This is a genomic window from Streptomyces sp. AC627_RSS907 (assembly GCF_019049165.1).
In genome coordinates this window covers 1-22,240 of the sequence record NZ_JAGMUE010000007.1, presented here as the reverse complement: position 1 = coordinate 22,240, position 22,240 = coordinate 1, and the positions used below count along the sequence as shown (strand labels likewise).

The window sequence follows — 22,240 nt, the reverse complement described above, 5'->3', positions numbered from 1 at the left end:
CCGTCGCACGTCCGGTGAAGGAACCCTCCGGGCGCTTGTGGCCGTGCGCCGGGCGCGATACACCGTACTGGCCCGTCACCCGCGGCGGGCCAGTACGTCGTCGCACCTGGGGAGACGGGCATGAGCGTGACGAGTCGGTACCGGGACGCCTGGGAGAGCTTCTGGAGCGAGGCCCCGCAGGGCCAGGGGGCGGTGATCTGGGACGCGGAGCCGATGCTGACCGCTGGCCGGCACCTGGCCCACTTCGAACCGCTCCTGGCCGACGCCAACCTGCCGATGATCGACCTCGGATGCGGCAACGGCACGCAGACCCGCTACCTGGCCGACCGCTTCCCGCAGGTCGTCGGCGCCGACCTGGCCGTCGCCGCCCTCGACCGTGCCCGGCACGCCGACCGCGCCGGCCGGGCCGCGTACCGGCAGCTGGACGCGGCGGACGAGGCCGAGGCGCAGACGCTGCACGCGGAGCTCGGCGACGCCAACGTCTACCTGCGGGGAGTCCTGCACCAGTGCGAGCCCGACGACCGGCAGCCGCTGGCCGACGCCCTCGCCGTGCTCCTCGGCGAGGGCGGCCGCGCCTTCCTGGTGGAACCCTCCCAGGACGCCAGGACGGTCCTGGAGGACCTGGCCCAGGGTCCCGCGGGCCCGCCCGCGAAACTCGCGCCCGTCCTCCGGCACGGCCTGACCCCGGGCGCGATCCCCGACGCCGCGGTGCCGGAACACCTGCGCGCGGCCGGTCTCACCGTCCTGGCGAGCGGCGAACTCCCGCTGGTCACCACGGAGTACACCCCCGACGGCATCCGGATCGAGCTGCCGTCGACGTGGGTGGTGGCGGGGCGGGGCGCGTGAGGGCGGTGCGGTGCCCCGGCCCGGTCACCGGTCTGGACCGGTGAGAGTTTTCCACAGGCCTGGCTGGCGTTCGGCGCGACCGCGTAACGTGGCGCAGCATGAAGATCCTCATCAGCGCCGACATGGAGGGCGCCACCGGTGTCACCTGGCCGGCCGACGTGCTGCCGGGGACACCGCAGTGGGAGCGGTGCCGGTCGATGTTCACCTCGGACGTGAACGCCGCGGTGCTGGGCTTCCTCGACGGCGGCGCCGACGACGTGCTGGTCAACGAGGCCCACTGGACCATGCGCAACCTGCTCCTTGAGCGGCTCGACGAGCGGACGCAGATGCTCACCGGACGGCACAAGGCGCTGTCCATGGTGGAGGGCGTCCAGCACGGCGACGTGGACGGCATCGCGTTCATCGGGTACCACGCGGGCGCCGGCATGGAGGGCGTCCTCGCGCACACCTACCTCGCCAACCAGATCACCGGCGTGTGGCTGAACGGCGTACGGGCCAGTGAGGGTCTGCTCAACGCGCACGTCGTCGCCGAGTACGGGGTGCCGGTCGTGCTGGTCACCGGGGACGACGTGGCCTGCGAGGACGCGCTCGGGTACGCGCCCGGGGCGCTGAAGGTCGCGGTCAAGGACCACGTGTCGCGGTACGCGGCCGTGTGCCGTACGCCGGCCAGAACCGCCGCCGACATCCGGGCGGCGGCCAAGGAGGCGGCGGCCCTCGCCGTGCGGTACGAACCGGTGCGCGGCGGGCCGTTCACCGTCGCGGTGGAGTTCGACGCCGAACACCTCGCGGCGGCCTCGACCGTCGTGCCGGGGGTGGTCCACGTCGGGGAGCGCAAGGTGGAGTACACGCAGGACACCATGTTCGAGGCGATCCGTACCTTCAAGGCGGTCACCACGATCGCCTCGGCCGCGGTGGAGGAGCAGTATGGCTGAGCAGTCCGAGACCACGACCCGGGCCACCGGGGACACGTCCGAGACCGTGGACGCGCGGGCGCTGGACGAGGTCGTCCGGTTCACCTCCGAGCTCATCCGCATCGACACGACGAACCGGGGCGGCGGCGACTGCCAGGAACGCCCCGCCGCCGAGTACGCCGCCGCGCGCCTCGCCGAGGCGGGGATCGAACCCACGCTGCTGGAGCGCACCAAGGGCCGCACCAACGTCGTCGCCCGTATCGCGGGCACCGACCCGTCGGCCGACGCACTGCTCGTGCACGGCCATCTCGACGTGGTGCCCGCCGAGGCCGCCGACTGGAGCGTGCACCCGTTCTCCGGGGAGATCCGCGACGGCGTCGTGTGGGGGCGCGGCGCGGTCGACATGAAGAACATGGACGCGATGATCCTGGCCGTCGTGCGCGACTGGGCCCGGCAGGGCGTGCGTCCCCGGCGGGACATCGTGCTCGCGTTCACCGCGGACGAGGAGGCCAGCGCCGAGGACGGCTCCGGCTTCCTCGCCGACCGGCACGCCGCCCTGTTCGAGGGCTGCACCGAGGGCGTCAGCGAGTCCGGCGCGTTCACCTTCCATGACGGCGCGGGCCGGCAGTTCTATCCGATCGCCGCAGGTGAGCGCGGCACGGGCTGGCTCAAGCTCACCGCGCGGGGGCGGGCCGGGCACGGCTCCAAGGTGAACCGGGAGAACGCGGTCACCCGGCTCGCGGAGGCGATCACCCGCATCGGCGACCACGAGTGGCCGCTGCGCCTGACCCCGACCGTGCGCGCCGCGCTGACCGAACTCGCCGCCGTCTACGGCATCGAGACCGACCTGAGCGACGTCGACGCGCTGCTGGACAAGCTCGGGCCCGCCGCCGCGCTCGTCGAGGCCACCGTCCGCAACAGCAGCAACCCGACCATGCTGAACGCCGGCTACAAGGTGAACGTCATTCCCGGGGAGGCCGTCGCCCACGTCGACGGACGGTTCCTGTACGGCTGCGAGGATGAGTTCCGCAGCACCCTGGACCGGCTCACCGGACCGGACGTGGAGTGGGAGTTCGCCCACCGGGAGGTCGCCCTCCAGGCGCCGGTGGACTCGCCGACGTACGCCCGGATGCGCACCGCCGTCGAGGAGTTCGCCCCCGAGGGCCACGTGGTGCCGTACTGCATGTCCGGCGGCACGGACGCCAAGCAGTTCTCGCGGCTCGGCATCACCGGCTACGGTTTCGCGCCGCTCAGGCTGCCCGAGGGCTTCGACTACCAGGCCCTCTTCCACGGCGTCGACGAACGAGTTCCCGTCGAGGCGCTGCACTTCGGCGTCCGCGTCCTGGACCGTTTCCTGCGCACGGCATAGACGAGGAGCTGGAGGAGAGAAGTGGGGCAGTCAGTGCGGACCCTCGCGTACGGGTCGTGGCCCTCGCCCATCGACGCGGCGCTCGCCGCCGCGCACGACGGGCGTCCGGAGGACGTCGGTTTCGTCGGCGACGAGGTGTGGTGGACCGCCCCCCGGCCCACCGAGGGCGGCCGGCGCACGCTGGTACGCCGCCGGGCCGACGGGACACAGGAGTCCGTGCTGCCCGCGCCGTGGAACGTGCGCAGCCGCGTCATCGAGTACGGCGGCCGGCCCTGGGCCGCGCTCATGACCGCCGACGGGCCGCTGGTGGTCTTCGTGAACTTCGCCGACCAGCGGTTGTACGCCTACGAGCCGGGCGGCGGCGAGCCGCGTCCGCTGACGCCGCTCTCCCCGGTGGGCGGCGGGCTGCGCTGGGCGGAGCCGCAGCCGCGTCCCGAACGCGGCGAGGTGTGGTGCGTCCTGGAGGAGTTCACCGGCGACGGGCCCACCGACGTGCGCCGGGTCCTGGCGGCGGTGCCGCTGGACGGCTCGGCGGCCGACGACCGCGGCGCGGTGCGTGAACTCACCGACGACCGGCACCGGTTCGTCACCGGGCCCCGGCTCTCGCCCGACGGCCGGCGTGCGGCCTGGCTCGCCTGGGACCACCCGCGCATGCCCTGGGACGGCACCGAGCTGATCGTCGCAGACGTCGGCCCCGAGGGCGTCCTGCGGGACGCCCGGACCGTCGCGGGCGGGCCCGAGGAGTCGATCGCCCAGGCCGACTGGGCCGTCGACGGCGCCCTGCTCCACGCCTCCGACCGCACCGGCTGGTGGAACCTCTACCGCGACGGGCGGCCGCTGTGCGCCCGCGAGGAGGAGTTCGGCGGGCCCCTGTGGAAACTCGGCCAACGCTGGTTCGCCCCGCTGGACAGCGGCCTGGTCGCCGTGGTGCACGGCCGTGGCGCCGCCACCCTCGGGGTACTCGACCCCGAGACCGGCGAGGTCGTCGACGCGGCGGGGCCGTGGACCGAGTTCGCGGCCACCCTCACCACCCACGGCGAGCGGGTCGTGGCCGTCGGCGCCGGCCCGCGCAGCGCCTACGAGGTCGTCGAGCTGGACACCCGTACCGGCCGGGCCCGGGTGATCGGCTCCCCGCACGAGGACGCCGTGGACCCGGCCTACTACCCGCAACCGCAGGTCCGCACCTTCACCGGCCCCGGCGGTCGCGACATCCACGCCCACCTCTACCCGCCGCGCAACCCCGGCTGCGTCGCCCCCGACGGCGAACTGCCGCCGTACGTCATCTGGGCGCACGGCGGACCCACCAGCCGGGCGCCCCTGGTGCTGGACCTGGAGATCGCCTACTTCACCTCCCGCGGCATCGGCGTCGCCGAGGTCAACTACGGGGGCTCCACCGGACACGGCCGGGAGTACCGCAACCGGCTGCGCGAGCAGTGGGGCGTGGTCGACGTCGAGGATTGCGCCGCCGTCGCCCTCGCCCTCGCCGAGGAGGGCACCGCCGACCGGGAGCGGCTCGCCGTGCGCGGCGGCAGCGCGGGCGGCTGGACGGCGGCGGCCTCACTGACCACGACCGACGTCTACGCCTGCGGCACGGTCATCTACCCGATCCTCGACCTGACCGGCTGGGGCACGGGGGAGACGCACGACTTCGAGTCGCAGTACCTGGAGAGCCTCGTCGGCCCGTACGCCGAGGTGCCCGCCCGGTACGCCGAGCGGTCGCCCACCGCGCACGCCGACCGGGTCACCGCGCCGTTCCTGCTGCTCCAGGGCCTGGACGACGTGATCTGCCCGCCCGCGCAGTGCGAGCGGTTCCTCGCCCGCATGGCGGGCCGGGGGGTGCCGCACGCCTACCTCGCCTTCGCGGGCGAGGGACACGGATTCCGCCGGGCCGGGACCATGGTGCGCGCCCTCGAGTCCGAACTCTCCCTCTACGCGCAGGTCTTCGGCCTTCACCGGAGCGACATCCCGACCCTGGAGCTGACCGAGTGAGAGAGCTGACCCGTCCCGCCCGGCTCGCCCCCGGCGCCCGGGTGGCCGTCGTCGCGCCCAGCGGGCCCGTGCCCGAGGAGCGGTTGCAGGCCGGCCTGGACGTGCTGCGCGGCTGGGACCTCGACCCGGTCGTGGCGCCGCACGTCCTGGACCGGCACGACGCCTTCGACTACCTCGCGGGCGCCGACGCCGACCGGGCCGCCGACCTCCAGGCCGCCTGGTGCGACCCGTCCGTGGACGCGGTGCTGTGCGCCCGGGGCGGGTACGGTGTCCAGCGCATGACCGGCCTGCTCGACTGGGAGGCGATGCGCGCGGCGGGGCCGAAGGTGTTCGTAGGCTTCAGCGACATCACCGCGCTGCACGAGGCGTTCGCCACCCGGCTGGGCCTGGTCACCCTGCACGGCCCCATGGCCGCGGGAATCGACTTCCTCAAGAACACGCGGGCGCAGGAGCACCTCAAGGCCACCCTGTTCGCGCCGGAGACGGTGCGCGTGATCACCTCCGGCGGCACGCCGCTGGTGCCCGGCCGGGCTCGGGGCGTCACCCTCGGCGGCTGCCTGAGCCTGCTCGCCGCCGACCTGGGCACGCCGCACGCCCGTCCCTCCGCGCGCGGCGGGCTGCTCTGTCTGGAGGACGTCGGGGAGGAGACGTACCGGCTGGACCGCTACCTCACCCAGCTCCTGCGCGCCGGCTGGCTCGACGGGGTCGGCGGGGTGCTGCTCGGTTCCTGGGACCGGTGCGGTCCCTACGAGCGGCTGCGGCCGATGCTGGCCGACCGGCTCGGCGGCCTCGGTGTGCCGGTCGTCGAGGACTTCGGCTTCGGGCACTGCGCGGGGGCGCTGACCGTCCCGTTCGGCCTGATGGCGGAAGTCGACGCCGACGCCGGCACCTTGACGTTGGACCGGCCCGCGCTGCGCTGACCGGGCGGGCGGCGCGTCGTAGGCTGGCGGAATGCCGCACAACGCATCCCGTCACCTCGCCGAGGGCCCCCGCGTGGGCATTCGGCACTTCACCTACGAGGACGGCGCCGAGTTCACCGCCCGGGTCCGGGAGAGCAAGGACCTGCACCACCCGTGGCTCTTCCCGCCGGACAGCCCCCAGGCGTATGAGGCCTACGCGACCCGGCTGATCGAGGACCCCACCAAGGCCGGGTTCCTGGTGTGCGAGAAGGACGCGGACCCGGCGGGCGGCGGTTCCATCGCCGGCTTCGTCAACATCAACAACATCGTCCAGGGCGGATTCCTCAGCGGGGCACTGGGCTACGGCGCCTTCGTGCACGCGGCGGGCCGCGGGCTGATGCGCGAGGGGCTCGGTCTCGTCGTGCGGTACGCGTTCGGGCCCATGCGGCTGCACCGGCTGGAGATCAACGTGCAGCCGGGCAACGCCGCCTCGATCGCGCTGGCCCGCGCCTGCGGCTTCCACCTGGAGGGCTTCTCGCCGCGGATGCTCTACATCGACGGGGCCTGGCGCGACCACCAGCGGTGGGCGATCACCGCCGAGAGCGTGACTTCCGGTTGACCTTCATCGTGTCCAGGTCCGTCACCGTCGACCGCAGGTCGCGAAAGCCGTGGCCGAGCTCGCGCAGCGTCGTCTCCGCCCGGTCCTCGGCGATCGCACCGGCCATCTCCTCGCCGTCCGCCGCGTCCGACACCACGACGTACCGCATCGAGAAGTGTTTCAGCGGTGACGCCTCGTAGGACAGTGTGCCCTCCTCGGTGAACCGCATGCTCGCCATCCCGTGGTCGGCGGCCTCGGCGAGCAAACGGGAACGGGACTCCTCGGTCAGGCCGTCCCAGGTACCCCGGACGATCACCCGGTAGGTGTGCTGCTCACTCATGTGTCTCTCCTTCGCCCATGCGCCGACCGCCCGACTCTACGTCGGCCCCCGGTCGCCGCCCATCGAATAACGGTGGGCGCCGTGCTCAGCGCGCCCACGAGTGCCTTCCACGGGGACGTGGCCGGCGCGAGACGGCGCGACCCCCTGCCGCGGGCCCGGTCCGGCGACGGACCGCTCCGGACCCGCCACGACTCCCGGACGCGGCCGGCCGCCGGGCGAGCGGGTGGCCCGCCCGTCCCTACGCCCGCCCGCTTCCTACGTCTGCCGGTCCCCTACGTCTGCCCGCCTCCTACGTCTGCCGGTCCCCTACGTCTGCCCGCCCCCTACGCCCGCCGGTCCACGTACTCGTAGATCGCACCGTCCGGGTGACGGGCGATCAGGTTGCGGCCCGCGGGTGTCGGGACCGGGCCCGCGATGACGTCCGCACCCAGCGAGGTGAGGACCCGGTGGGTCTCCTCGACGTCCGTCACGGCGATCGTCGCGGCGACCTTGCGCAACACCTCCAGCTGGGCCTCGGGCCCGCTCATCAACAGGAAGCAGCCGACCGCGGCGACCTGGACGCCACCGCGTTCGAAGCGCAGGGCCCGGCCGCCGGCCAGACCTTCGTAGAAGGGGATCGCCTTGTCCAGGTCGTCGACGTAGACACGCAGTGTGGCTCCCAGAATGTCCATACGGAGGAGCCTAGTTGGGCGCGGTGCCGTCCGTGGGTCAGGTGTCCTGCTGGAGCTGCGGCAGCACCTTCGTGCGGTAGAAGTCGAAGAAGCCGCGCAGGTCCGGGCCGATCTGGTTGACGTAGATCCGGTCGAAGCCGGCGTCGGCGAACGACTTGAGCTCCGCGACGTGCTCGTCCACGTCGTCGCCGCACACCCGGTTGCCCCGGACCATGTCCTCGGTGACCAGCGTCTGCGCCTGCTCGAAGTGCTTGGGCGACGGCAGCACCTGGCCCAGTTCGCCCGGCAGCAGCTCGTTGGCCCACAGCCGGTGCACGGTCCGTACCGCCTCGTCCCGGTCGGTGTCGTAGCAGACCTTCGTGCCTCCGCTGACCAGTTTCCCGCCGCCCCCGCCTTTGCGGTACTGCTCCACCATCGAGGCGTCCGGCATCATCGTGATGTAGCCGTCGCCCACCCGCGACGCCAGCTTGGTCGCCGCCGGGCCGAAGCCGGAGATGTCGATCGGGACGGGCTCGTCCGGGACGGTGTAGAGGCGGGCGTTCTCCACCGTGTAGTGCGTGCCGTGGTGGTTGACCTCCTCTCCGGTCAGCAGCCGGCGCATGACCAGGATGGCCTCCTCCAGCATCTCCAGGCGCACGTGCGCGGCCGGCCAGGCGTCACCGAGGATGTGCTCGTTGAGCGCCTCGCCGGTGCCGACGCCGAGTCGGAAGCGGCCCTGCGTCATCACCGCGCTCGTCGCCGCCGCCTGGGCCACCACCGCCGGGTGGATGCGCACGGTCGGGCAGGTCACGGCCGTCTCGACGGGCAGGGACACCGCCTCGGCCAGGGCGCCGATCACCGACCACACGAAGGGACTCTGCCCCTGCTCGTCGTTCCAGGGGTGGTAGTGGTCCGAGATCCACAGCGCCTGGAATCCGGCCTGTTCGGCCATCCGCGCCTGCTCGATCAGCTCCGCGGGACCGTACTGCTCGCACGAGAGGAAGTAGCCGTACTCGGGCATGGGTGGTTGCCTCCGGGAGAGGGGAGCGGGTGGGTCCCGGTACGGGTACCCGGGCGCCCGGCCGGAAACCGGCGGGGCGGTTCGCCGCACGGGTCCGGCGGACGTTTGGCCGCCCTGGCCAGGGGGACGCGGAAGGCTCACGAGGTACGCGACAGCCCGGAGGCGAACCGTGAGCCGACCCCGCATCGTGATCGTCGGTGCCGGCTTCGCCGGGTACCGGACGGCCCGCACCCTGTCCCGGCTCACCCGGCACCAGGCCGACATCACCCTGCTCAATCCGACCGACTACTTCCTCTACCTGCCTCTCCTGCCCCAGGTCGCCGCCGGAGTCCTGGAACCCCGCCGGGTCAGCGTGTCCCTGTCGGGCACCCTGCCGCGCGTACGGCTGGTGCTCGGCGAAGCCGACGGCATCGACCTCGACGGGCACACCGTGCACTACACGGACCCGGAGGGCGGAGAGGGCACCCTGCCCTTCGACCGGCTGGTGCTCGCCGCGGGCAGCGTCAACAAACTGCTGCCCGTCCCCGGCGTGGCCGAGCACGCCCACGGCTTTCGCGGGCTGCCGGAGGCGCTCTACCTGCGCGACCACGTGACGCGGCAGGTGGAACTGGCCGCCGCGACCGACGACCGCGCGGAGTGCGCCGCCCGGTGCACCTTCGTCGTGGTCGGCGCCGGGTACACCGGCACCGAGGTCGCCGCGCACGGCCAGATGTACACCGAGGCGCAGGTGCGGGGGCACCCGATGCGGACCGGCATGCGGCCGCGCTGGATGCTGCTCGACGTCGCGCCCAGGGTGCTGCCCGAGCTGGACGAACGGCTCTCCCGCACCGCCGAGCGGGTGCTGCGGCAGCGCGGGGTCGACGTGCGGATGGGGACCTCCGTACAGGAGGCCACGCACGACGGGGTCCTGCTGACCGACGGGTCGACCGTCGCCTCGCGCACGCTGGTGTGGTGCGTGGGCGTGCGGCCCGACCCCCTGGTCGAGTCCCTCGGCCTCCCCCTGGAGCGTGGCCGGCTGCTCGTCGACCCGCACCTCCAGGTGCCGGGGCGGCCCGAGGTGTTCGCGTGCGGTGACGTGGCCGCGGTGCCCGACCTGAACCAGCCCGGCCAGTACACGCCGATGACCGCGCAGCACGCCTGGCGGCACGGCAAGGTCTGCGCCCAGAACGTCGCGGCGTCGCTGGGCATCGGGGAGCGGCGTGCCTACCGTCACCGGGACATGGGGTTCGTCGTGGACCTGGGTGGTGCCAAGGCCGCCGCCAACCCGCTCGGCGTCGCGCTGTCCGGCCCGGCGGCGGGAGCGGTCGCCCGGGGCTACCACCTGGCGGCGATGCCGGGCAACCGCGTGCGGGTCGCCGCGGACTGGCTGCTCGACGCGGTTCTGCCCCGCCAGGCCGTACAGCTGGGCCTCGTACGGTCCGGGTCCGTGCCCCTGGAGTCGGCGTCGCCGGAGCTGGCACGGGTGCCGGGGAGCGCGACGGCCCGCACGGAGGAGGGCGGGGCGGCCGGGAACGCTTCGGACGCGGCGCGGGACCGCGGTGGGGGCACCGGGCCAGGTGTCGGCCTCGCCGAGAGCGGGCCCGGCGGTGGGACCCTCAGGGGCCGGCCGGGTGGTGAGCCGACGAAGGAGCAGCCGGGCGGCGAGTCCGCCAGGACCCAGCCGGGCGGTGTGCCCGTCAGGAACCAGCCGGGCGGTGAGCCGGTCAAGAACCAGTCGGGCGGTGAGCCTGCCAGGAACCAGCCGGGCGGTGAACCTGCCAGGAACCAGCCCGGTGGTGAGCCGGCGAGGAACCAGCCCGGTGGTGAGCCCGCCAAGCGTGGGCCCGCCGGGCCCCGTGCCGGCGGCGTGTCCGCCGGATCCCGTCGTAGCGGAACGCCCGGGAAGTCCCGGTCCACCGGGGCCTCCGCGAAGCCCCCGGCCGCGGGGCCGTCCGGCGGCGGACCGCGGTCGGACGGCCCGCGCGGCCGGCCGCGGTCCGCCGGCGCTCCCGCCCCGAGCCGGTCCGCCGGGACACCGCCCGGCGACCCCGGACCCGAACCACCGGCGGACCAGCCGCCCCCAGGACCCGACATCGCCCCCGGCCCCGTCAGGCGTTCCGACGGCCGTGCCGCGGAAGGAGACTCATGAACACCGGTGAACTCGTCGACCTCGGACAGCAACTGCGCGTCGACAGCGTACGGACCTCCGCCGCCGCGGGCTCCGGACACCCGACGTCCTCGATGTCCGCCGCGGACCTGATGGCCGTACTCCTGGCCAACCACCTCCGCTACGACTTCGCGCGCCCCGCCCACCCCGGCAACGACCGCTTCGTCCTCTCCAAGGGGCACGCCTCGCCCCTGCTGTACTCCGCCTACAAGGCGGCTGGCGCCATCGACGACGAGGAACTGCTCACCTTCCGCAAGCTGGGCAGCCGACTGGAGGGACACCCCACGCCGCAGCGGCTGCCGTGGGTCGAGACGGCCACCGGTTCGCTCGGCCAGGGGCTGCCCGTCGGAGTCGGCATCGCGCTGTCCGGCAAGCGGCTGGACCACAGCGACTACCGCGTCTGGGTGCTGTGCGGCGACAGCGAGATGGCCGAGGGGTCGGTGTGGGAGGCCGCGGAGCACGCCGGGTACGAGCACCTCGACAACCTCACCCTGATCGTCGACGTCAACCGCCTGGGCCAGCGCGGCCCGACCCGGCACGGTCACGACCTCGACGCGTACGCGCGCCGCTTCCGGGCCTTCGACTGGCACACCGTCGAGATCGACGGCCATGACGTCGACGCGATCGACCGCGCCTACGGAGAGGCCCTGTCCACCAAGGGCCAGCCCACCGCGATCATCGCCCGCACCCTCAAGGGCAAGGGCGTGGAGGCCGTCGAGGACCGTGAGGGACAGCACGGCAAGCCGCTGCCGGACGCCGACGAGGCGATCGCCGAGCTGGGCGGCCCGCGCGGGCTGGCTGTGCGGGTGCAGGAGCCGCCGACCGCGCGGGCGCTGCACTCGGCCGGCACCGGGCAGACCGAGCTGCCCCGCTACGACAAGGGCGACGAGGTGGCCACCCGCAACGCCTTCGGAGAGGCGCTCGCCGCGCTCGGCACCGCCCGCGGCGACGTCGTCGCCCTGGACGGCGAGGTCGGCGACTCCACGCGCGCCGAGTTCTTCGCCAAGGAGCACCCCGAGCGCTACTTCGAGTGCTACATCGCCGAGCAGCAGATGGTCGCCGCGGCGGTGGGGATGGCGGCGCGCGGCTGGGTGCCGTTCGCGACCACGTTCGCCGCCTTCCTGACCCGCGCACACGACTTCGTGCGCATGGCCTCGATCAGCGGCGCGGGCATCAACCTCGTCGGCTCGCACGCGGGCGTCGCCATCGGGCAGGACGGACCCAGCCAGATGGGTCTGGAGGACCTCGCGATGATGCGGGCCGTCCACGGTTCGACCGTGCTGTACCCGTGCGACGCCAACCAGACCGCCCGCCTCGTCGCCGAGATGGCCGGCCTCGAGGGCATCCGCTATCTGCGCACCGCGCGCGGCGAGAGCGAGGTGATCTACGGCCCCAACGAGGAGTTCCCCGTCGGGGGCAGCAAGGTACTGCGCTCCTCCGACCGGGACCGGCTCACCGTCGTCGCGGCCGGCGTCACCCTGCACGAGGCCCTCGCCGCGGCCGACGCCCTGGCCGGGGAGGGCATCGCGGTGCGGGTGATCGACCTGTACTCGGTCAAGCCCGTCGACCGGGCCACCCTGCGGCAGGCCGCCGAGGACACGGGCTGTCTGCTGACGGTGGAGGACCACCGGCCGGAGGGTGGCATCGGGGACGCGGTCCTCGACGCGTTCAGCGACGGGCGGCCCGTGCCGCGCCTGGTCCGGCTCGCCGTCCAGACGATGCCGGGCTCGGCCACCCCGGCCGAGGAGCTGCACGCCGCGGGGATCGACGCCGAGGCCATCGCGTCGGCGGCGCAGATGCTGGTGGAGCAGGCGATCGTCGCGTGAGCGGTGACGCCGCGCGGAGCGTCCGGGCCGGACGGCACACGGTGGAGGTCCACCGGCCGGGCAAGGTGCTGTTCCCCGCCGGCGACGGAGGCGGGCGAGGTGAGGGCCGCGGCGGCGACGGTGGCGCGACGGGGTACACCAAAGGGGACCTCGTCGACTACTACCGGGCCGTCGCCCCCTTCATGCTGCCCCACCTGCGGGGCCGCCCGCTGATGCTGGAGCGGCATCCGGACGGCGTCGACGGACCGCGGTTCATGCAGAAGAACACCCCGGCGCACTACCCGGACTGGATCAGCCGCGTCGAGGTCGGCAAGGAGGGCGGTACGGTCTGCCACACCGTCTGCGACGACACCGCCACCCTCCTCTACCTCGCCGACCAGGCCGCCCTCACCCTGCACCGCTGGCTGTCCCGGGCCGGGCACGTCGACCGGCCGGACCGGATGGTCTTCGACCTCGACCCGGCCGGCGACGACTTCGGGGCGGTCCGGGAGGCCGCGGGCCTGCTGGGTGAGCTGCTCGCCGAGCTGAGACTGCCCGCGGGGATCATGACCACCGGGTCCCGCGGGCTGCACGTGGTGGTACCGCTGACGGGGCACCATGACTTCGACGAGGTACGGGACTTCGCCCGGGACGCCGCCGGCACCCTGGCCGAGGCCCACCCGGACCGGCTCACCACCGCCGCACGCAAGAAGGACCGCGGTGACCGGCTCTACCTGGACGTCCAGCGCAACGCCTACGCCCAGACCGCCGTGGCACCCTTCAGCGTCCGCGCGCTGCCCGGCGCGCCCGTGGCCACGCCTCTGTCCTGGGACCAGCTGAAGGACCCCGCCGTGGACGCCCGGCGCTGGACGATCGCGGACGCCGTCGACCAGGCCCGCACCCGGCCCTGGGAGGGGGCCATGAGCCACGCCCGGGCCCTCGGACCCGCCCGGCGGAAGCTGAACGCCCTGCGCGGCTGAGCCGCGCCCACGGGGACGAGCACGGAACTGCCGGCGATCGGCAACGCACGCGCCCGTGGAGGTTTGGCGAACACTCTTGCGGCCACACGGAGGGGGAGGTGCCCATGTCGAACACGAACAACACGTCCGAATCGCAGGGCTCAGAACAGAGTTCACAGGAATCGCACAAGTCGCAGAAGTCTCAAGAACCGCAGGAAACACAGCACTCCCAGAAGACACACGAGACACACAAGGCGCGGCGGCCCCGGCCGATGGAGGTTCTGCGCGAGGCACGCGCCCAGTTCGCGGAGCTCACCGGCATGACCGCGGAGTCCGTGTCGTCCTTCGTGGAGACGGAGGAGGGCTGGGCGCTGGAGATCGAGGTCCTCGAGCTCGAGCGGGTGCCGGACACGATGAGCCTGATGGCGAGCTACCAGGTGGAGCTCGACTCCGAGGGGCAGCTCACCGGTTACCGGCGCGCCGGGCGCTACGAGCGCGGCCGGGCCGACGGTCGCGGCGGCCACTAGACCGCCCGACCGGAACCCACCGCACCCACATCCAGGGGGATCACCGACGGCAGACCACCCACCGGCCGATCACCCACCGGTAGATCACCACCGACAAGACGGAGGAACAGCAGGCATGACTGTCGTACCGGCACAACAGACCGGCGGCGGAGGCGGCAGCAGCGGCCTCTACGACGTGCTGGAGCTCGTCCTGGACAGGGGACTCGTCATCGACGCGTTCGTGCGCGTCTCCCTGGTCGGCATCGAGATCCTGAAGATCGACGTGCGCGTCGTCGTCGCCAGTGTCGACACCTACCTGCGCTTCGCCGAGGCGTGCAACCGGCTCGACCTGGAGGCCGGGCCGCGCAAGTCCCCCGGCCTGCCCGACATGGTCGGGCAGATCACCGAGTCCGGCGCCCGCGGCAAGTCCAAGGGAGCGCTGTCCGGCGCCGCCGAGACCATCTCCGACGCGTTCAAGCAGGCCCGTGACGAGAGCGGCTCCGAGCGTGAGACCGCGTCGCGTCCGCGCGCCCGCAGGGCCGCCCCGTCGCGTCGGAAGGAGGAGCAGGAGTGAGTACGTACGTCTACGGCATCACCGCCGGCTCGCACCCGTCACTTCCCGACGGGGTGGGCGGCGTCGGCGAACCGCCGAGCGAGGTGCGGATCCTCAAGGAGGGCGAGCTGGCGGCGGTCGTCAGCGACGCGCCCGAAGGACTGCGCCCCAAGCGCCGGGAACTGCTCGCCCACCAGAACGTGCTGAGCGCGGTGGGAGAGGCCGGCTGCGTGCTGCCCATGCGGTTCGGCAGCGTCGCCCCCGACGACGAGGCGGTCACCGCGGTGCTCGCCGAGCGGGCCGAGCACTACAGGGAACGTCTCGGGGCGCTGGACGGCCGGGTCGAGTACAACATCAAGGCCAACCACGTGGAAGAGGCCGTGCTGCACCACGTCATGGCCGAGCACCCGGAGATCCGCGCCCTCGCGGAGTCGAACCGGAAGTCGGGCGGCGGCAGCTACGAGGACAAGATCCGGCTCGGTGAGATGGTCGCGGCCGCGGTCAAGGGCAAGGAGGCCGAGGACGCCACCACGCTGGAGCGCGCCCTGGAACCTGCCGCCGACGCGGTGAGCGTGGGCCCCGAGTCCACCGGCTGGCTGGCCAACGTGTCGTTCCTGGTGGGCAGGGACTCGGCCGAGGAGTTCCTGGCCGCGGTGGAGCGGGTGCGCACGGAGATGCCGCACCTGGAGGTGCGCGTGAACGGACCGCTGCCGCCGTACAGCTTCGTCGAGCCCGGCCCGTCCGAGCCCGCGGGCAGCGCGGCCGGCGGCGGGGACACCGGAGTGGGATGAGGTGACGACGTGGGACTGATCTCGGAGGTCCTGCTGCTGCCGTTGGCACCCGTGCGCGGCGGCGCCTGGGCCATCAGACAGGTGTTGAACGAGGCCGAGCGGATCTACTACGACCCCGCGACGGTCCGAGCCGAACTGGCCCGTCTGGAGGAGCGGTTGGAGGCCGGTGAGATCACCGAGGAGGAGTTCGACCGACAGGAGGACGGGCTTCTGGACCGGCTGGAGTTCGCATCGCGCAACTGCGCGGGATTGGGCAACGGGACGGCACCATGAACCGAGCTGGACTCGGCCTCGCGGTAGGGGCCGGCTATCTGTTGGGACGTACGAAGAAGCTGAAACTGGCGGTCGCGGTGGGCACCATGGTGGCCGGCAAGAAGCTGAACCTGTCCCCGAAGGGCATCGCGGACCTGGTCTCCACGCAGCTGCAGAACAACCCGCAGGTCAAGGAGATCGGGGACCAGCTGCGCACGGAGCTGCGCGGGGCGGGCAAGGCCGCCTCGGGTGCCATGGTCGAGCGGCAGATCGACGCGCTCGCCGACCGTCTCCACGGGCGTACGGCCCGGGTGCGCGACCAGGTCTCCGGCGTGGCGTCGGGCGTGCCGGGCGTCGGGTCCGACGACTCCGACGACTCCCGCGACTCCCGCGACTCCGAGGACTCGGAGGGCTCGGAGCCGGACGCGGAGTACGAGGACGAGCGCCACGAGGACGAGCCCCACGAGGACGAGCGGTCCGCGCGAGGCCCCGGGGAAGAGCGCGAGGAGCGGCGCGAGCCGCGGCGTGAACGGGCCGCGAAGAAGGCTCCGCCACCGCCCCGGAAGGCGGCCAGCAAGGCACCGGCCAAGAAGGCCGCCGGCAGGGCTCCGGAGAAGAAGGCCGCGGCGAAGCGGACGCAGCCCGCGAAGAAGGCGGTCGGCAAGAAGACGGCCGCTGCCAGGAGCGCCGCCCGCGGTGCCGGGCCCAGGCAGTCGAAGGGCGGTGGTGAGCGATGACCGACTCCCTCGGTTCCGCGGCCTCCACGGCGGGCAGCGCCGCGAAGAAGAACCCGATCGCCGACGTGGCCCGGAGCGAGGCGGCCGACCGCCTGAAGGCTGAGGTGCAGGACTACCTCGCCGCCCAGGCCACGCGGCTGCTGACCGGCGTCGGCACCAAGCTCGGCGAGACCACCGGCAAGCTGAACGACATAGCCGAGGGCAACAGCCCCGGCTTCGCCAAGCTCGCCCTCGACGGCGGACGCAAGCTCGCCGAGGGCAAGAGCCCGGTGCGGGCCGCCCTCGAGGTCGGCGCCGGCAGGGTGAAGGACAACGTGGTCGGCGCCTTCAAGAACCTCGGCGGCGGGAAGGGCAGGAAGAAGGGCGGCGGCGGTCAGAAGCCGACCGTCATCATCGAGTACGTCGACGTCGGTGTACCGCTGCGCACGGCCTACGACCAGTGGACCCAGTACCAGGACTTCAGCACCTTCGCCAAGGGCGTCAAGAGCGCGAACCGCGCCGACGACACGACGTCCGACTGGCAGCTGAAGGTCTTCTGGTCCAACCGCAGCTGGAAGGCGAAGACCACCGAGCAGGTGCCGGACGACCGGATCTCCTGGACCTCGGAGGGTGCCAAGGGCACGACGAAGGGCGTCGTCAGCTTCCACCGGCTCGCCGACAGCCTGACCAGGGTGGTCCTGGTCATCGAGTACTACCCCAGTGGTCTGTTCGAGAAGACCGGCAACATCTGGCGCGCCCAGGGCCGCCGGGCCCGCCTCGACCTGAAGAACTACGTCCGCTACATCACCTTCAAGGGTGAGTCGGACGACAGCTGGCGCGGCGAGATCCGCGACGGCGAGGTCGTCCGCAGCCACGAGGACGCGCTCGCGGAGGAGGAGCAGGAGCACGAGTACGACGAGGAGCACGAGGAAGCCCACGGACAGGAACGCGAGGACGGCGGGGGGGAGGACGAAGACGCGGAGGCCGAACACGACGAGGAGCCGGACGGCGAGGACGAGGACGACTACGACGAGGACGAGGAGGAGGACGAGGACGGCTACGACGAGGAGCCGGACGGCGAGTACGAGGACGAGGACGACGAGGAGCCGGAGGGCGAGTACGAGGACGAGAGGGGAGCCGACGAGGACGCTTATGCGTCCCGTGACGAGTACGAGGACGCGGACCGCGGGGGCCGTCGATGACCACACCCAGCCGGCTGCCCGAAACCTACGGCCAGGGACAGGGCGCCAATCTCGCCGACATCCTGGAGCGGGTGCTCGACAAGGGCATCGTCATCGCCGGCGACATCCGGATCAACCTTCTCGACATCGAGCTGCTCACGATCAAGCTGCGGCTCGTCGTCGCCTCCGTCGACAAGGCCAAGGAGATGGGCATCGACTGGTGGGAGAGCGACCCCGCGCTCTCCTCCAGCGCCCGGCAGGACGAGCTCACCCGGGAGAACGCCGCGCTGCGCGAACGGCTGCGCGAGCTGGATCCGGGCCGTGTACCGAGGGAGGCACCGTGACCGGACTGCGGTACGTCTACGCCGTCTGCCGCCCCTTCGACGCAGCCCTCCAGACCCAGCTGACGGGGGTGGCGGGCGATCCGCCCCGGTTGCTGGCCCACCGCGGCCTGATCGCCGTCGTCAGTCATGTGCCCGAGGCCGACTTCTCCGAGGAGTCGCTGCGCGCCCACCTGGAGGACCTGGACTGGCTCGCCGCCACCGCCCGCGCCCACCAGCAGGTCATCGACGCGCTCACCGCCGTCACCACCCCGCTGCCGCTCCGGCTGGCCACCGTCTTCCGGGACGACAGCGGCGTCCGCGTGATGATGGAGGAGCGGGAGGCGGCGTTCCTGCGCACGCTCGACCGGCTGGAGGGCCGGGTGGAATGGGGCGTCAAGGTCTACGTCGAGGGGAAGCCGGAGCGGGCCGCGGGGCCGGCCGAGCCCGCCCCGAAACCGGTGTCGGGCCGGGACTACCTGCGGCAGCGGCGCAGGCAGACACGGGCGACCGAGGACCTGTGGTCCAGGGCCGAGGAGTTCGCGACCCGCCTGCACGGGACACTGTCCTCCCGGGCCGACGACGCGCGGCTGCACGCGCCGCAGAATCCCACCCTTTCCGGTGCCGCCGGCCGGAACGTCCTCAATGCCGCCTATCTGGTGCGGCGGGACGTTTCCGAGGAATTCGTGGAAATGGTGGACCGGACGAAGGACGACGCCCCCGGAATTCGCGTGGAACTCACCGGACCGTGGGCCGCCTATTCGTTCGCCGGTGAAGAGGTTTCCGGTGAAGACGTCTCCGGTGAAAAGGCCTCCGGCGAAAAGGCCACCGGCGGTAAGGCCTCCGGTGAAAAGGCCACCGATGAAAAGGCGGACGGCGAGGAAGCCGCCGGCGGGACGAACGCGGGGGAGGGGTCGTGACCGTCGTCGAACGCCGTGAGATCGCTCTCGTGGACCTCCTCGACCGGCTGCTGGCCGGCGGAGTCGTGATCACCGGGGACGTCACGTTGCGCATCGCGGACGTCGATCTGGTCCGCATCGACCTCAACGCGCTGATCAGCTCGGTCAACCGCACTGTCTCGTCGCCGTTTGGGGATTGACGTGTCCGAACGCCGCAAGAGCCTCGACCTCGAGCCCGACACGGTCGAGCGCGACCTGGTCAAGCTGGTGCTCACCGTCGTCGAGCTGCTGCGCCAGCTCATGGAGCGCCAGGCGCTGCGCCGGGTCGACGAGGGCGACCTGAGCGAGGAGCAGGAGGAGCGGATCGGGCTCACCCTGATGCTCCTCGACGACCGCATGACCGAACTGCGCGACCGCTACGGTCTGCGGCCCGAGGACCTGAACCTGGACCTCGGGCCGCTGGGACCGCTGCTGCCCCGGGAGTGAGCCTCCCGGGGCAGCAGCCTCGTCGCGGACGGTTCACCGCCCGCGTTCCGTCATTCGTTCACCACCGGTACCAGCGGCCCCGGCCGCCGCCGGCCGTCGTGCCGCGGGCCAGGAAACCCAGCAGCCACACGACCAGGACCGCCAGGGCGATCCACCAGAGAATCTTCACGGCGAATCCGGCGCCGAAGAGGACAATGGCGAGAAGCAGTACGAGCAGAAGTGGAACCATAGTTGTGAACCTCCTGTCGTACTGGTTTCCCGGAATGCGTGGATCAGACGTACGTCATGCTTCCTTTCGGCACAGGATTTCTCCGTGCAGGACGCTGAACCAGCCCTCCGGCTGCTTTCCCCACTCGCGCCAGGCCGCCGAGACGTCCCGCAGTTGCCGCGCCGTCGCGTGGCCGCCCTCGATGGCGCGCTCGGCGTAGGCGGAGGCCACGGTGCGGTCCGCCCACAGGCCGCTCCACCACTCCCGCTCCTGCGGTGTCGAGAAGGTCCAGGTGGCGGAGGTCGCCGTGATGTCCGTGAACCCGGCCCGGAGCGCCCAGGACTTGAGCCGGCGTCCGGCGTCCGGTTCGCCTCCGTTGGCGCGGGCCACCCGACGGTACAGGTCCAGCCAGTCGTCCATGCCCGCGGACGCCGGATACCAGGTCATCGCGGCGTAGTCCGAGTCGCGGACGGCGACGAACCCGTTCGGCTTCACGACCCGCTTCATCTCGCGCAGGACCCGCACCGGGTCGCCCACGTGCTGGAGCACCTGGTGGGCGTGGACCACGCAGAACGTGTCGTCCGGCCAGTCCAGCGCGTGCGCGTCCGCGACGGCGAAGTCGGTGTTGCCCAGCCCGCGGGCCGCGGCCGTGGCCCGGGCCCGCTCCACGATCTCCGGAGCCCGGTCCACGCCGGTGACGTGCCCGTCCGGGACCAGCTCCGCCAGGTCCGCGGTGATGGTGCCCGGACCGCAGCCGATGTCCAGGACCCGCATGTGGGGCTTCAGGGAGCCGAGCAGGTACCCGGCGGAGTTGGCGGCGGTGCGCCAGGTGTGCGAGCGCAGTACGGACTCGTGGTGCCCGTGCGTGTAGACGGCGGTCTCCTGCGGTTTCGGCATGGTGGGTCCCCTCTCCCGACGGTGGGATCACCGTACGCCCACCGGCCGAATCGTGAGACCTGCGTCTCACACTCCGGACTGACGGTGTGTCGGACGCGGTGTGCCGGCCGCCCGAGGTGCCAGGTGTCAGGAGAGGAGCCCGTCCCCGGGCAGCGGGCGGTACACCGTGAGCGCCTCGGGCAGCTTCTCCAGCGTCAGTTCGCCCTGTGTCTCGGTGAGCTCACCGTCGAACGCCAGCAGGGTGCCCGGCGCGACACCGGACAGGTGCAGACGGGGCACCTGCACCGCGGCGTGGGCGGGGGAGCGGGTCAGCGGACCGGCGAGGGCCGCGGACAGCAGGCGCAGGGCCGGCCAACGGCCGCCGTGCACCACCCGCACGTCCAGCTGCCCGTCCGCCAGATCCAGCCGGCGGCCCGAGGCGATGCCCCTGCGGTGGTACGTGCCGTTGCCCGCGAACAGCATCCACAGGGGACGCCTGCGGCCCCGTACCTCGGCCTCCAGCGGGTGCCGGTCGGCGCGCAGCACCCGGACGGCCCCGACCACCCCGGCCGGCCAGCCGCCGATCCGGGGCGACCAGCGCTCCCGCTCCCGCACCAGCTCCGGGTACACCCCGAGGCTGAAGGTGTTCAGGAAGATGCCGCTCTGCCCGCCGGAGGCGAACCGGCCCACGTCCACGCGCACGCCCTCGCCGCGCTCCAGCGCCCGGCACAGATCCCTTACGTCCTCCACGCCCAGGTCGTAGGCGAAGTGGTTGAGCGTCCCCCCGGGCAGCACCGCCAGCGGCAGTCCGCGGCGCAGCGCGATCCCGGCGGCGGCGTTCACGGTGCCGTCGCCGCCGCACACGCCGAGCACCCGGGCGCGGTCCGCCGCCTTGTCCAGCTCCGCCCGCACGTCCTGCGGCTCGCACTCGACGACCTCCGCGTCGGGCAGCGCGTCGCACAGCGCCCGTACCCGGTCCGAGGTGCCCGAGCCGATGTTCGCCACCATGACGAGTCCCTCGCCCCCGGGCAGCGCCGGCACGTCGGCGCGCGGCCGGGCCGGCGGGGTGTGCTGGGCGCGCGTCGGCACCATCCCCCGCACGGCGAAGGCCGCCCCCGCACCGAGGGCCGCACCGGCCAGCACGTCGCTCGGGAAGTGGACGCCGGCGTAGACCCGGGAGAGGGCGACCGCGGCGGCCACCGGTGCCACCGCCGCCCCCCAGGCCGGGGACTCCAGGGCGACGCCGGTCGCGAACGCGGCGGCGGAGGCGGCGTGCCCCGACGGGAAGGACGTCGTGATCGGCTGCCGCTTCAGCTGCCGGACCAGCGGCACCGGGTCCAGTACGGGACGGGGGCGGCGGACCGAGCGTTTGCCGAGCGTGTTGATCGTCAGCGAGGCCAGACCGAGCGAGGCAAGGCCCCGGGCGGCGGCGCGACGGGCCCTCGGGGTACGGGCCGCCGCCAGAGCGGCGGCGGCCGCGAACCACAGCACGCCGTGGTTGGCGCCACGGCTCAGGCGGGGCAGCAGGGGGTCGGCGCCGGGCCAGGTCCGGGCGGCGACGGCCTCGAACACCCGCTGGTCCAGTCGCAGGAAACCGTTGCGGACCGGGTGCGTGCCGGGCATCGGGGCGGTGAGGTCTACGTCGGGGCTCATGCCTGCCGAATACCCTGCCGACGGCGTTTTCTGCCGGAGCAGCCCGCCCCGTGCCGGCGCCCCCGGCCGCGCGGCGCGTGAAATGGTTTGCCCGGGACGCGCCCGGGGCCGCAGAATCAGGCCCCATGGGTCACCTCGAAGCCGCGCACCTGGAGTACTACCTTCCCGACGGGAGGGCGCTGCTCGGCGACGTCTCCTTCCGGGTGGGGGAGGGGGCGGTCGTGGCCCTCGTCGGGCCCAACGGGGCGGGCAAGACCACCCTGCTG

General features: G+C 73.0%; 26 protein-coding genes. 20 read left to right on the top strand and 6 right to left on the bottom strand.

Annotated features, from left to right (window positions below; all coding sequences use genetic code 11):
• The first annotated feature begins 120 nt into the window (after positions 1-120).
• From KUM32_RS01630 to KUM32_RS01605, 6 genes are all read left to right on the top strand, one after another.
• Complete coding sequence (locus KUM32_RS01630) at positions 121-846, top strand: class I SAM-dependent methyltransferase (protein WP_217139926.1); 726 nt, start codon at positions 121-123, stop codon at positions 844-846.
• A 98-nt stretch (positions 847-944) separates the two neighbouring features.
• Complete coding sequence (locus KUM32_RS01625; protein WP_217139925.1) at positions 945-1,778, top strand: M55 family metallopeptidase; 834 nt, start codon at positions 945-947, stop codon at positions 1,776-1,778.
• Positions 1,771-3,126: a M20/M25/M40 family metallo-hydrolase gene (locus KUM32_RS01620; RefSeq protein WP_254404887.1), complete on the top strand. Its 1,356-nt coding sequence runs from the start codon at positions 1,771-1,773 to the stop codon at positions 3,124-3,126. Before KUM32_RS01625 ends, KUM32_RS01620 begins: the two co-directional genes overlap by 8 nt.
• A 21-nt stretch (positions 3,127-3,147) precedes the next feature.
• Entirely contained in the window at positions 3,148-5,115 is a 1,968-nt protein-coding gene (locus tag KUM32_RS01615) for a prolyl oligopeptidase family serine peptidase (protein ID WP_217139924.1), read from the top strand.
• A complete protein-coding gene (locus KUM32_RS01610; RefSeq protein WP_217139923.1) occupies positions 5,112-6,035 on the top strand; it encodes an LD-carboxypeptidase in 924 nt (307 codons plus the stop codon). Before KUM32_RS01615 ends, KUM32_RS01610 begins: the two co-directional genes overlap by 4 nt.
• 31 nt (positions 6,036-6,066) lie before the next feature.
• Positions 6,067-6,633, top strand: a complete 567-nt coding sequence (locus tag KUM32_RS01605; RefSeq protein WP_217139922.1) for a GNAT family N-acetyltransferase — start codon at positions 6,067-6,069, stop codon at positions 6,631-6,633.
• Here KUM32_RS01605 and KUM32_RS01600 read toward each other — a convergent pair.
• The 3 genes from KUM32_RS01600 to KUM32_RS01590 all read right to left on the bottom strand — a co-directional run bounded on the left by KUM32_RS01600 (position 6,605) and on the right by KUM32_RS01590 (position 8,623).
• Complete coding sequence (locus tag KUM32_RS01600; protein WP_217139921.1) at positions 6,605-6,952, bottom strand: DUF6204 family protein; 348 nt, start codon at positions 6,950-6,952, stop codon at positions 6,605-6,607. The two genes, KUM32_RS01605 and KUM32_RS01600, sit on opposite strands and share 29 nt — an antisense overlap.
• Positions 6,953-7,275: 323 nt before the next feature.
• Entirely contained in the window at positions 7,276-7,623 is a 348-nt protein-coding gene (locus KUM32_RS01595) for a VOC family protein (protein ID WP_217139920.1), read from the bottom strand.
• Positions 7,624-7,660: 37 nt separating this feature from the next.
• The gene (locus KUM32_RS01590) at positions 7,661-8,623 is read right to left on the bottom strand and encodes an LLM class F420-dependent oxidoreductase (protein ID WP_217139919.1); all 963 of its coding nucleotides are present in this window, start codon (positions 8,621-8,623) and stop codon (positions 7,661-7,663) included.
• A gap of 169 nt (positions 8,624-8,792) precedes the next feature.
• On the opposite strand from KUM32_RS01590, the gene KUM32_RS01585 reads away from it, so the two are divergent.
• The 13 genes from KUM32_RS01585 to KUM32_RS01525 all read left to right on the top strand — a co-directional run bounded on the left by KUM32_RS01585 (position 8,793) and on the right by KUM32_RS01525 (position 19,237).
• Positions 8,793-10,751 carry an FAD-dependent oxidoreductase gene (locus KUM32_RS01585; protein WP_217139918.1) on the top strand — a complete coding sequence of 653 codons (1,959 nt, stop codon included), beginning with the start codon at positions 8,793-8,795 and terminating at the stop codon, positions 10,749-10,751.
• A complete protein-coding gene (locus KUM32_RS01580) occupies positions 10,748-12,595 on the top strand; it encodes a transketolase (RefSeq protein WP_217139917.1) in 1,848 nt (615 codons plus the stop codon). The genes KUM32_RS01585 and KUM32_RS01580 overlap by 4 nt, the downstream gene beginning before the upstream one ends.
• Complete coding sequence (ligD, locus tag KUM32_RS01575; protein WP_217139916.1) at positions 12,592-13,554, top strand: non-homologous end-joining DNA ligase; 963 nt, start codon at positions 12,592-12,594, stop codon at positions 13,552-13,554. The genes KUM32_RS01580 and ligD overlap by 4 nt, the downstream gene beginning before the upstream one ends.
• 104 nt (positions 13,555-13,658) lie before the next feature.
• Positions 13,659-14,060 (top strand): gas vesicle protein, encoded by a 402-nt coding sequence (locus tag KUM32_RS01570; RefSeq protein ID WP_217139915.1) that lies wholly within the window; start codon positions 13,659-13,661, stop codon positions 14,058-14,060.
• Between the two features lie 115 nt (positions 14,061-14,175).
• Positions 14,176-14,613 (top strand): gas vesicle structural protein GvpA, encoded by a 438-nt coding sequence (locus KUM32_RS01565; RefSeq protein ID WP_217139914.1) that lies wholly within the window; start codon positions 14,176-14,178, stop codon positions 14,611-14,613.
• A complete protein-coding gene (locus tag KUM32_RS01560) occupies positions 14,610-15,383 on the top strand; it encodes a GvpL/GvpF family gas vesicle protein (protein WP_217139913.1) in 774 nt (257 codons plus the stop codon). The genes KUM32_RS01565 and KUM32_RS01560 overlap by 4 nt, the downstream gene beginning before the upstream one ends.
• 9 nt (positions 15,384-15,392) lie before the next feature.
• Positions 15,393-15,656 (top strand): gas vesicle protein GvpG, encoded by a 264-nt coding sequence (locus KUM32_RS01555; protein ID WP_217139912.1) that lies wholly within the window; start codon positions 15,393-15,395, stop codon positions 15,654-15,656.
• Entirely contained in the window at positions 15,653-16,372 is a 720-nt protein-coding gene (locus tag KUM32_RS01550; RefSeq protein WP_217139911.1) for a DNA primase, read from the top strand. The genes KUM32_RS01555 and KUM32_RS01550 overlap by 4 nt, the downstream gene beginning before the upstream one ends.
• Positions 16,369-17,553, top strand: a complete 1,185-nt coding sequence (locus tag KUM32_RS01545; RefSeq protein WP_217139910.1) for an SRPBCC family protein — start codon at positions 16,369-16,371, stop codon at positions 17,551-17,553. The genes KUM32_RS01550 and KUM32_RS01545 overlap by 4 nt, the downstream gene beginning before the upstream one ends.
• Complete coding sequence (locus KUM32_RS01540; RefSeq protein ID WP_217139909.1) at positions 17,550-17,876, top strand: gas vesicle protein; 327 nt, start codon at positions 17,550-17,552, stop codon at positions 17,874-17,876. The genes KUM32_RS01545 and KUM32_RS01540 overlap by 4 nt, the downstream gene beginning before the upstream one ends.
• Complete coding sequence (locus KUM32_RS01535) at positions 17,873-18,772, top strand: GvpL/GvpF family gas vesicle protein (protein WP_217139908.1); 900 nt, start codon at positions 17,873-17,875, stop codon at positions 18,770-18,772. The genes KUM32_RS01540 and KUM32_RS01535 overlap by 4 nt, the downstream gene beginning before the upstream one ends.
• The gene (locus tag KUM32_RS01530) at positions 18,769-18,951 is read left to right on the top strand and encodes a gas vesicle protein (RefSeq protein WP_217139907.1); all 183 of its coding nucleotides are present in this window, start codon (positions 18,769-18,771) and stop codon (positions 18,949-18,951) included. The genes KUM32_RS01535 and KUM32_RS01530 overlap by 4 nt, the downstream gene beginning before the upstream one ends.
• Before the next feature lies 1 nt (position 18,952).
• Positions 18,953-19,237 carry a gas vesicle protein K gene (locus KUM32_RS01525; RefSeq protein WP_217139972.1) on the top strand — a complete coding sequence of 95 codons (285 nt, stop codon included), beginning with the start codon at positions 18,953-18,955 and terminating at the stop codon, positions 19,235-19,237.
• A gap of 58 nt (positions 19,238-19,295) precedes the next feature.
• On the opposite strand, the gene KUM32_RS01520 is transcribed toward KUM32_RS01525, so the two are convergent.
• From KUM32_RS01520 to KUM32_RS01510, 3 genes are all read right to left on the bottom strand, one after another.
• Positions 19,296-19,466: a hydrophobic protein gene (locus KUM32_RS01520; RefSeq protein ID WP_217139906.1), complete on the bottom strand. Its 171-nt coding sequence runs from the start codon at positions 19,464-19,466 to the stop codon at positions 19,296-19,298.
• 54 nt (positions 19,467-19,520) lie between these two features.
• On the bottom strand, positions 19,521-20,342 hold the full coding sequence (locus tag KUM32_RS01515) for a class I SAM-dependent methyltransferase (protein WP_217139905.1): 822 nt from the start codon (positions 20,340-20,342) through the stop codon (positions 19,521-19,523).
• 126 nt (positions 20,343-20,468) lie between these two features.
• Entirely contained in the window at positions 20,469-21,974 is a 1,506-nt protein-coding gene (locus KUM32_RS01510) for a bifunctional phosphatase PAP2/diacylglycerol kinase family protein (RefSeq protein WP_217139904.1), read from the bottom strand.
• 125 nt (positions 21,975-22,099) lie between these two features.
• Here KUM32_RS01510 and KUM32_RS01505 point away from each other — a divergent pair.
• A partial coding sequence (locus tag KUM32_RS01505; protein ID WP_217139971.1) for an ATP-binding cassette domain-containing protein occupies positions 22,100-22,240 on the top strand: 141 nt, incomplete at its 3' end.

Coding starts and splice junctions, on each gene's coding strand:
- KUM32_RS01630 (WP_217139926.1), top strand. CDS start 121: ATGAGCGTGACGAGTCGGTACCGGGACGCCTGGGAGAGCTTCTGGAGC.
- KUM32_RS01625 (WP_217139925.1), top strand. CDS start 945: ATGAAGATCCTCATCAGCGCCGACATGGAGGGCGCCACCGGTGTCACC.
- KUM32_RS01620 (WP_254404887.1), top strand. CDS start 1,771: ATGGCTGAGCAGTCCGAGACCACGACCCGGGCCACCGGGGACACGTCC.
- KUM32_RS01605 (WP_217139922.1), top strand. CDS start 6,067: ATGCCGCACAACGCATCCCGTCACCTCGCCGAGGGCCCCCGCGTGGGC.
- KUM32_RS01600 (WP_217139921.1), bottom strand. CDS start 6,952: ATGAGTGAGCAGCACACCTACCGGGTGATCGTCCGGGGTACCTGGGAC.
- KUM32_RS01595 (WP_217139920.1), bottom strand. CDS start 7,623: ATGGACATTCTGGGAGCCACACTGCGTGTCTACGTCGACGACCTGGAC.
- KUM32_RS01590 (WP_217139919.1), bottom strand. CDS start 8,623: ATGCCCGAGTACGGCTACTTCCTCTCGTGCGAGCAGTACGGTCCCGCG.
- KUM32_RS01580 (WP_217139917.1), top strand. CDS start 10,748: ATGAACACCGGTGAACTCGTCGACCTCGGACAGCAACTGCGCGTCGAC.
- KUM32_RS01570 (WP_217139915.1), top strand. CDS start 13,659: ATGTCGAACACGAACAACACGTCCGAATCGCAGGGCTCAGAACAGAGT.
- KUM32_RS01565 (WP_217139914.1), top strand. CDS start 14,176: ATGACTGTCGTACCGGCACAACAGACCGGCGGCGGAGGCGGCAGCAGC.
- KUM32_RS01550 (WP_217139911.1), top strand. CDS start 15,653: ATGAACCGAGCTGGACTCGGCCTCGCGGTAGGGGCCGGCTATCTGTTG.
- KUM32_RS01545 (WP_217139910.1), top strand. CDS start 16,369: ATGACCGACTCCCTCGGTTCCGCGGCCTCCACGGCGGGCAGCGCCGCG.
- KUM32_RS01540 (WP_217139909.1), top strand. CDS start 17,550: ATGACCACACCCAGCCGGCTGCCCGAAACCTACGGCCAGGGACAGGGC.
- KUM32_RS01520 (WP_217139906.1), bottom strand. CDS start 19,466: ATGGTTCCACTTCTGCTCGTACTGCTTCTCGCCATTGTCCTCTTCGGC.
- KUM32_RS01515 (WP_217139905.1), bottom strand. CDS start 20,342: ATGCCGAAACCGCAGGAGACCGCCGTCTACACGCACGGGCACCACGAG.
- KUM32_RS01510 (WP_217139904.1), bottom strand. CDS start 21,974: ATGAGCCCCGACGTAGACCTCACCGCCCCGATGCCCGGCACGCACCCG.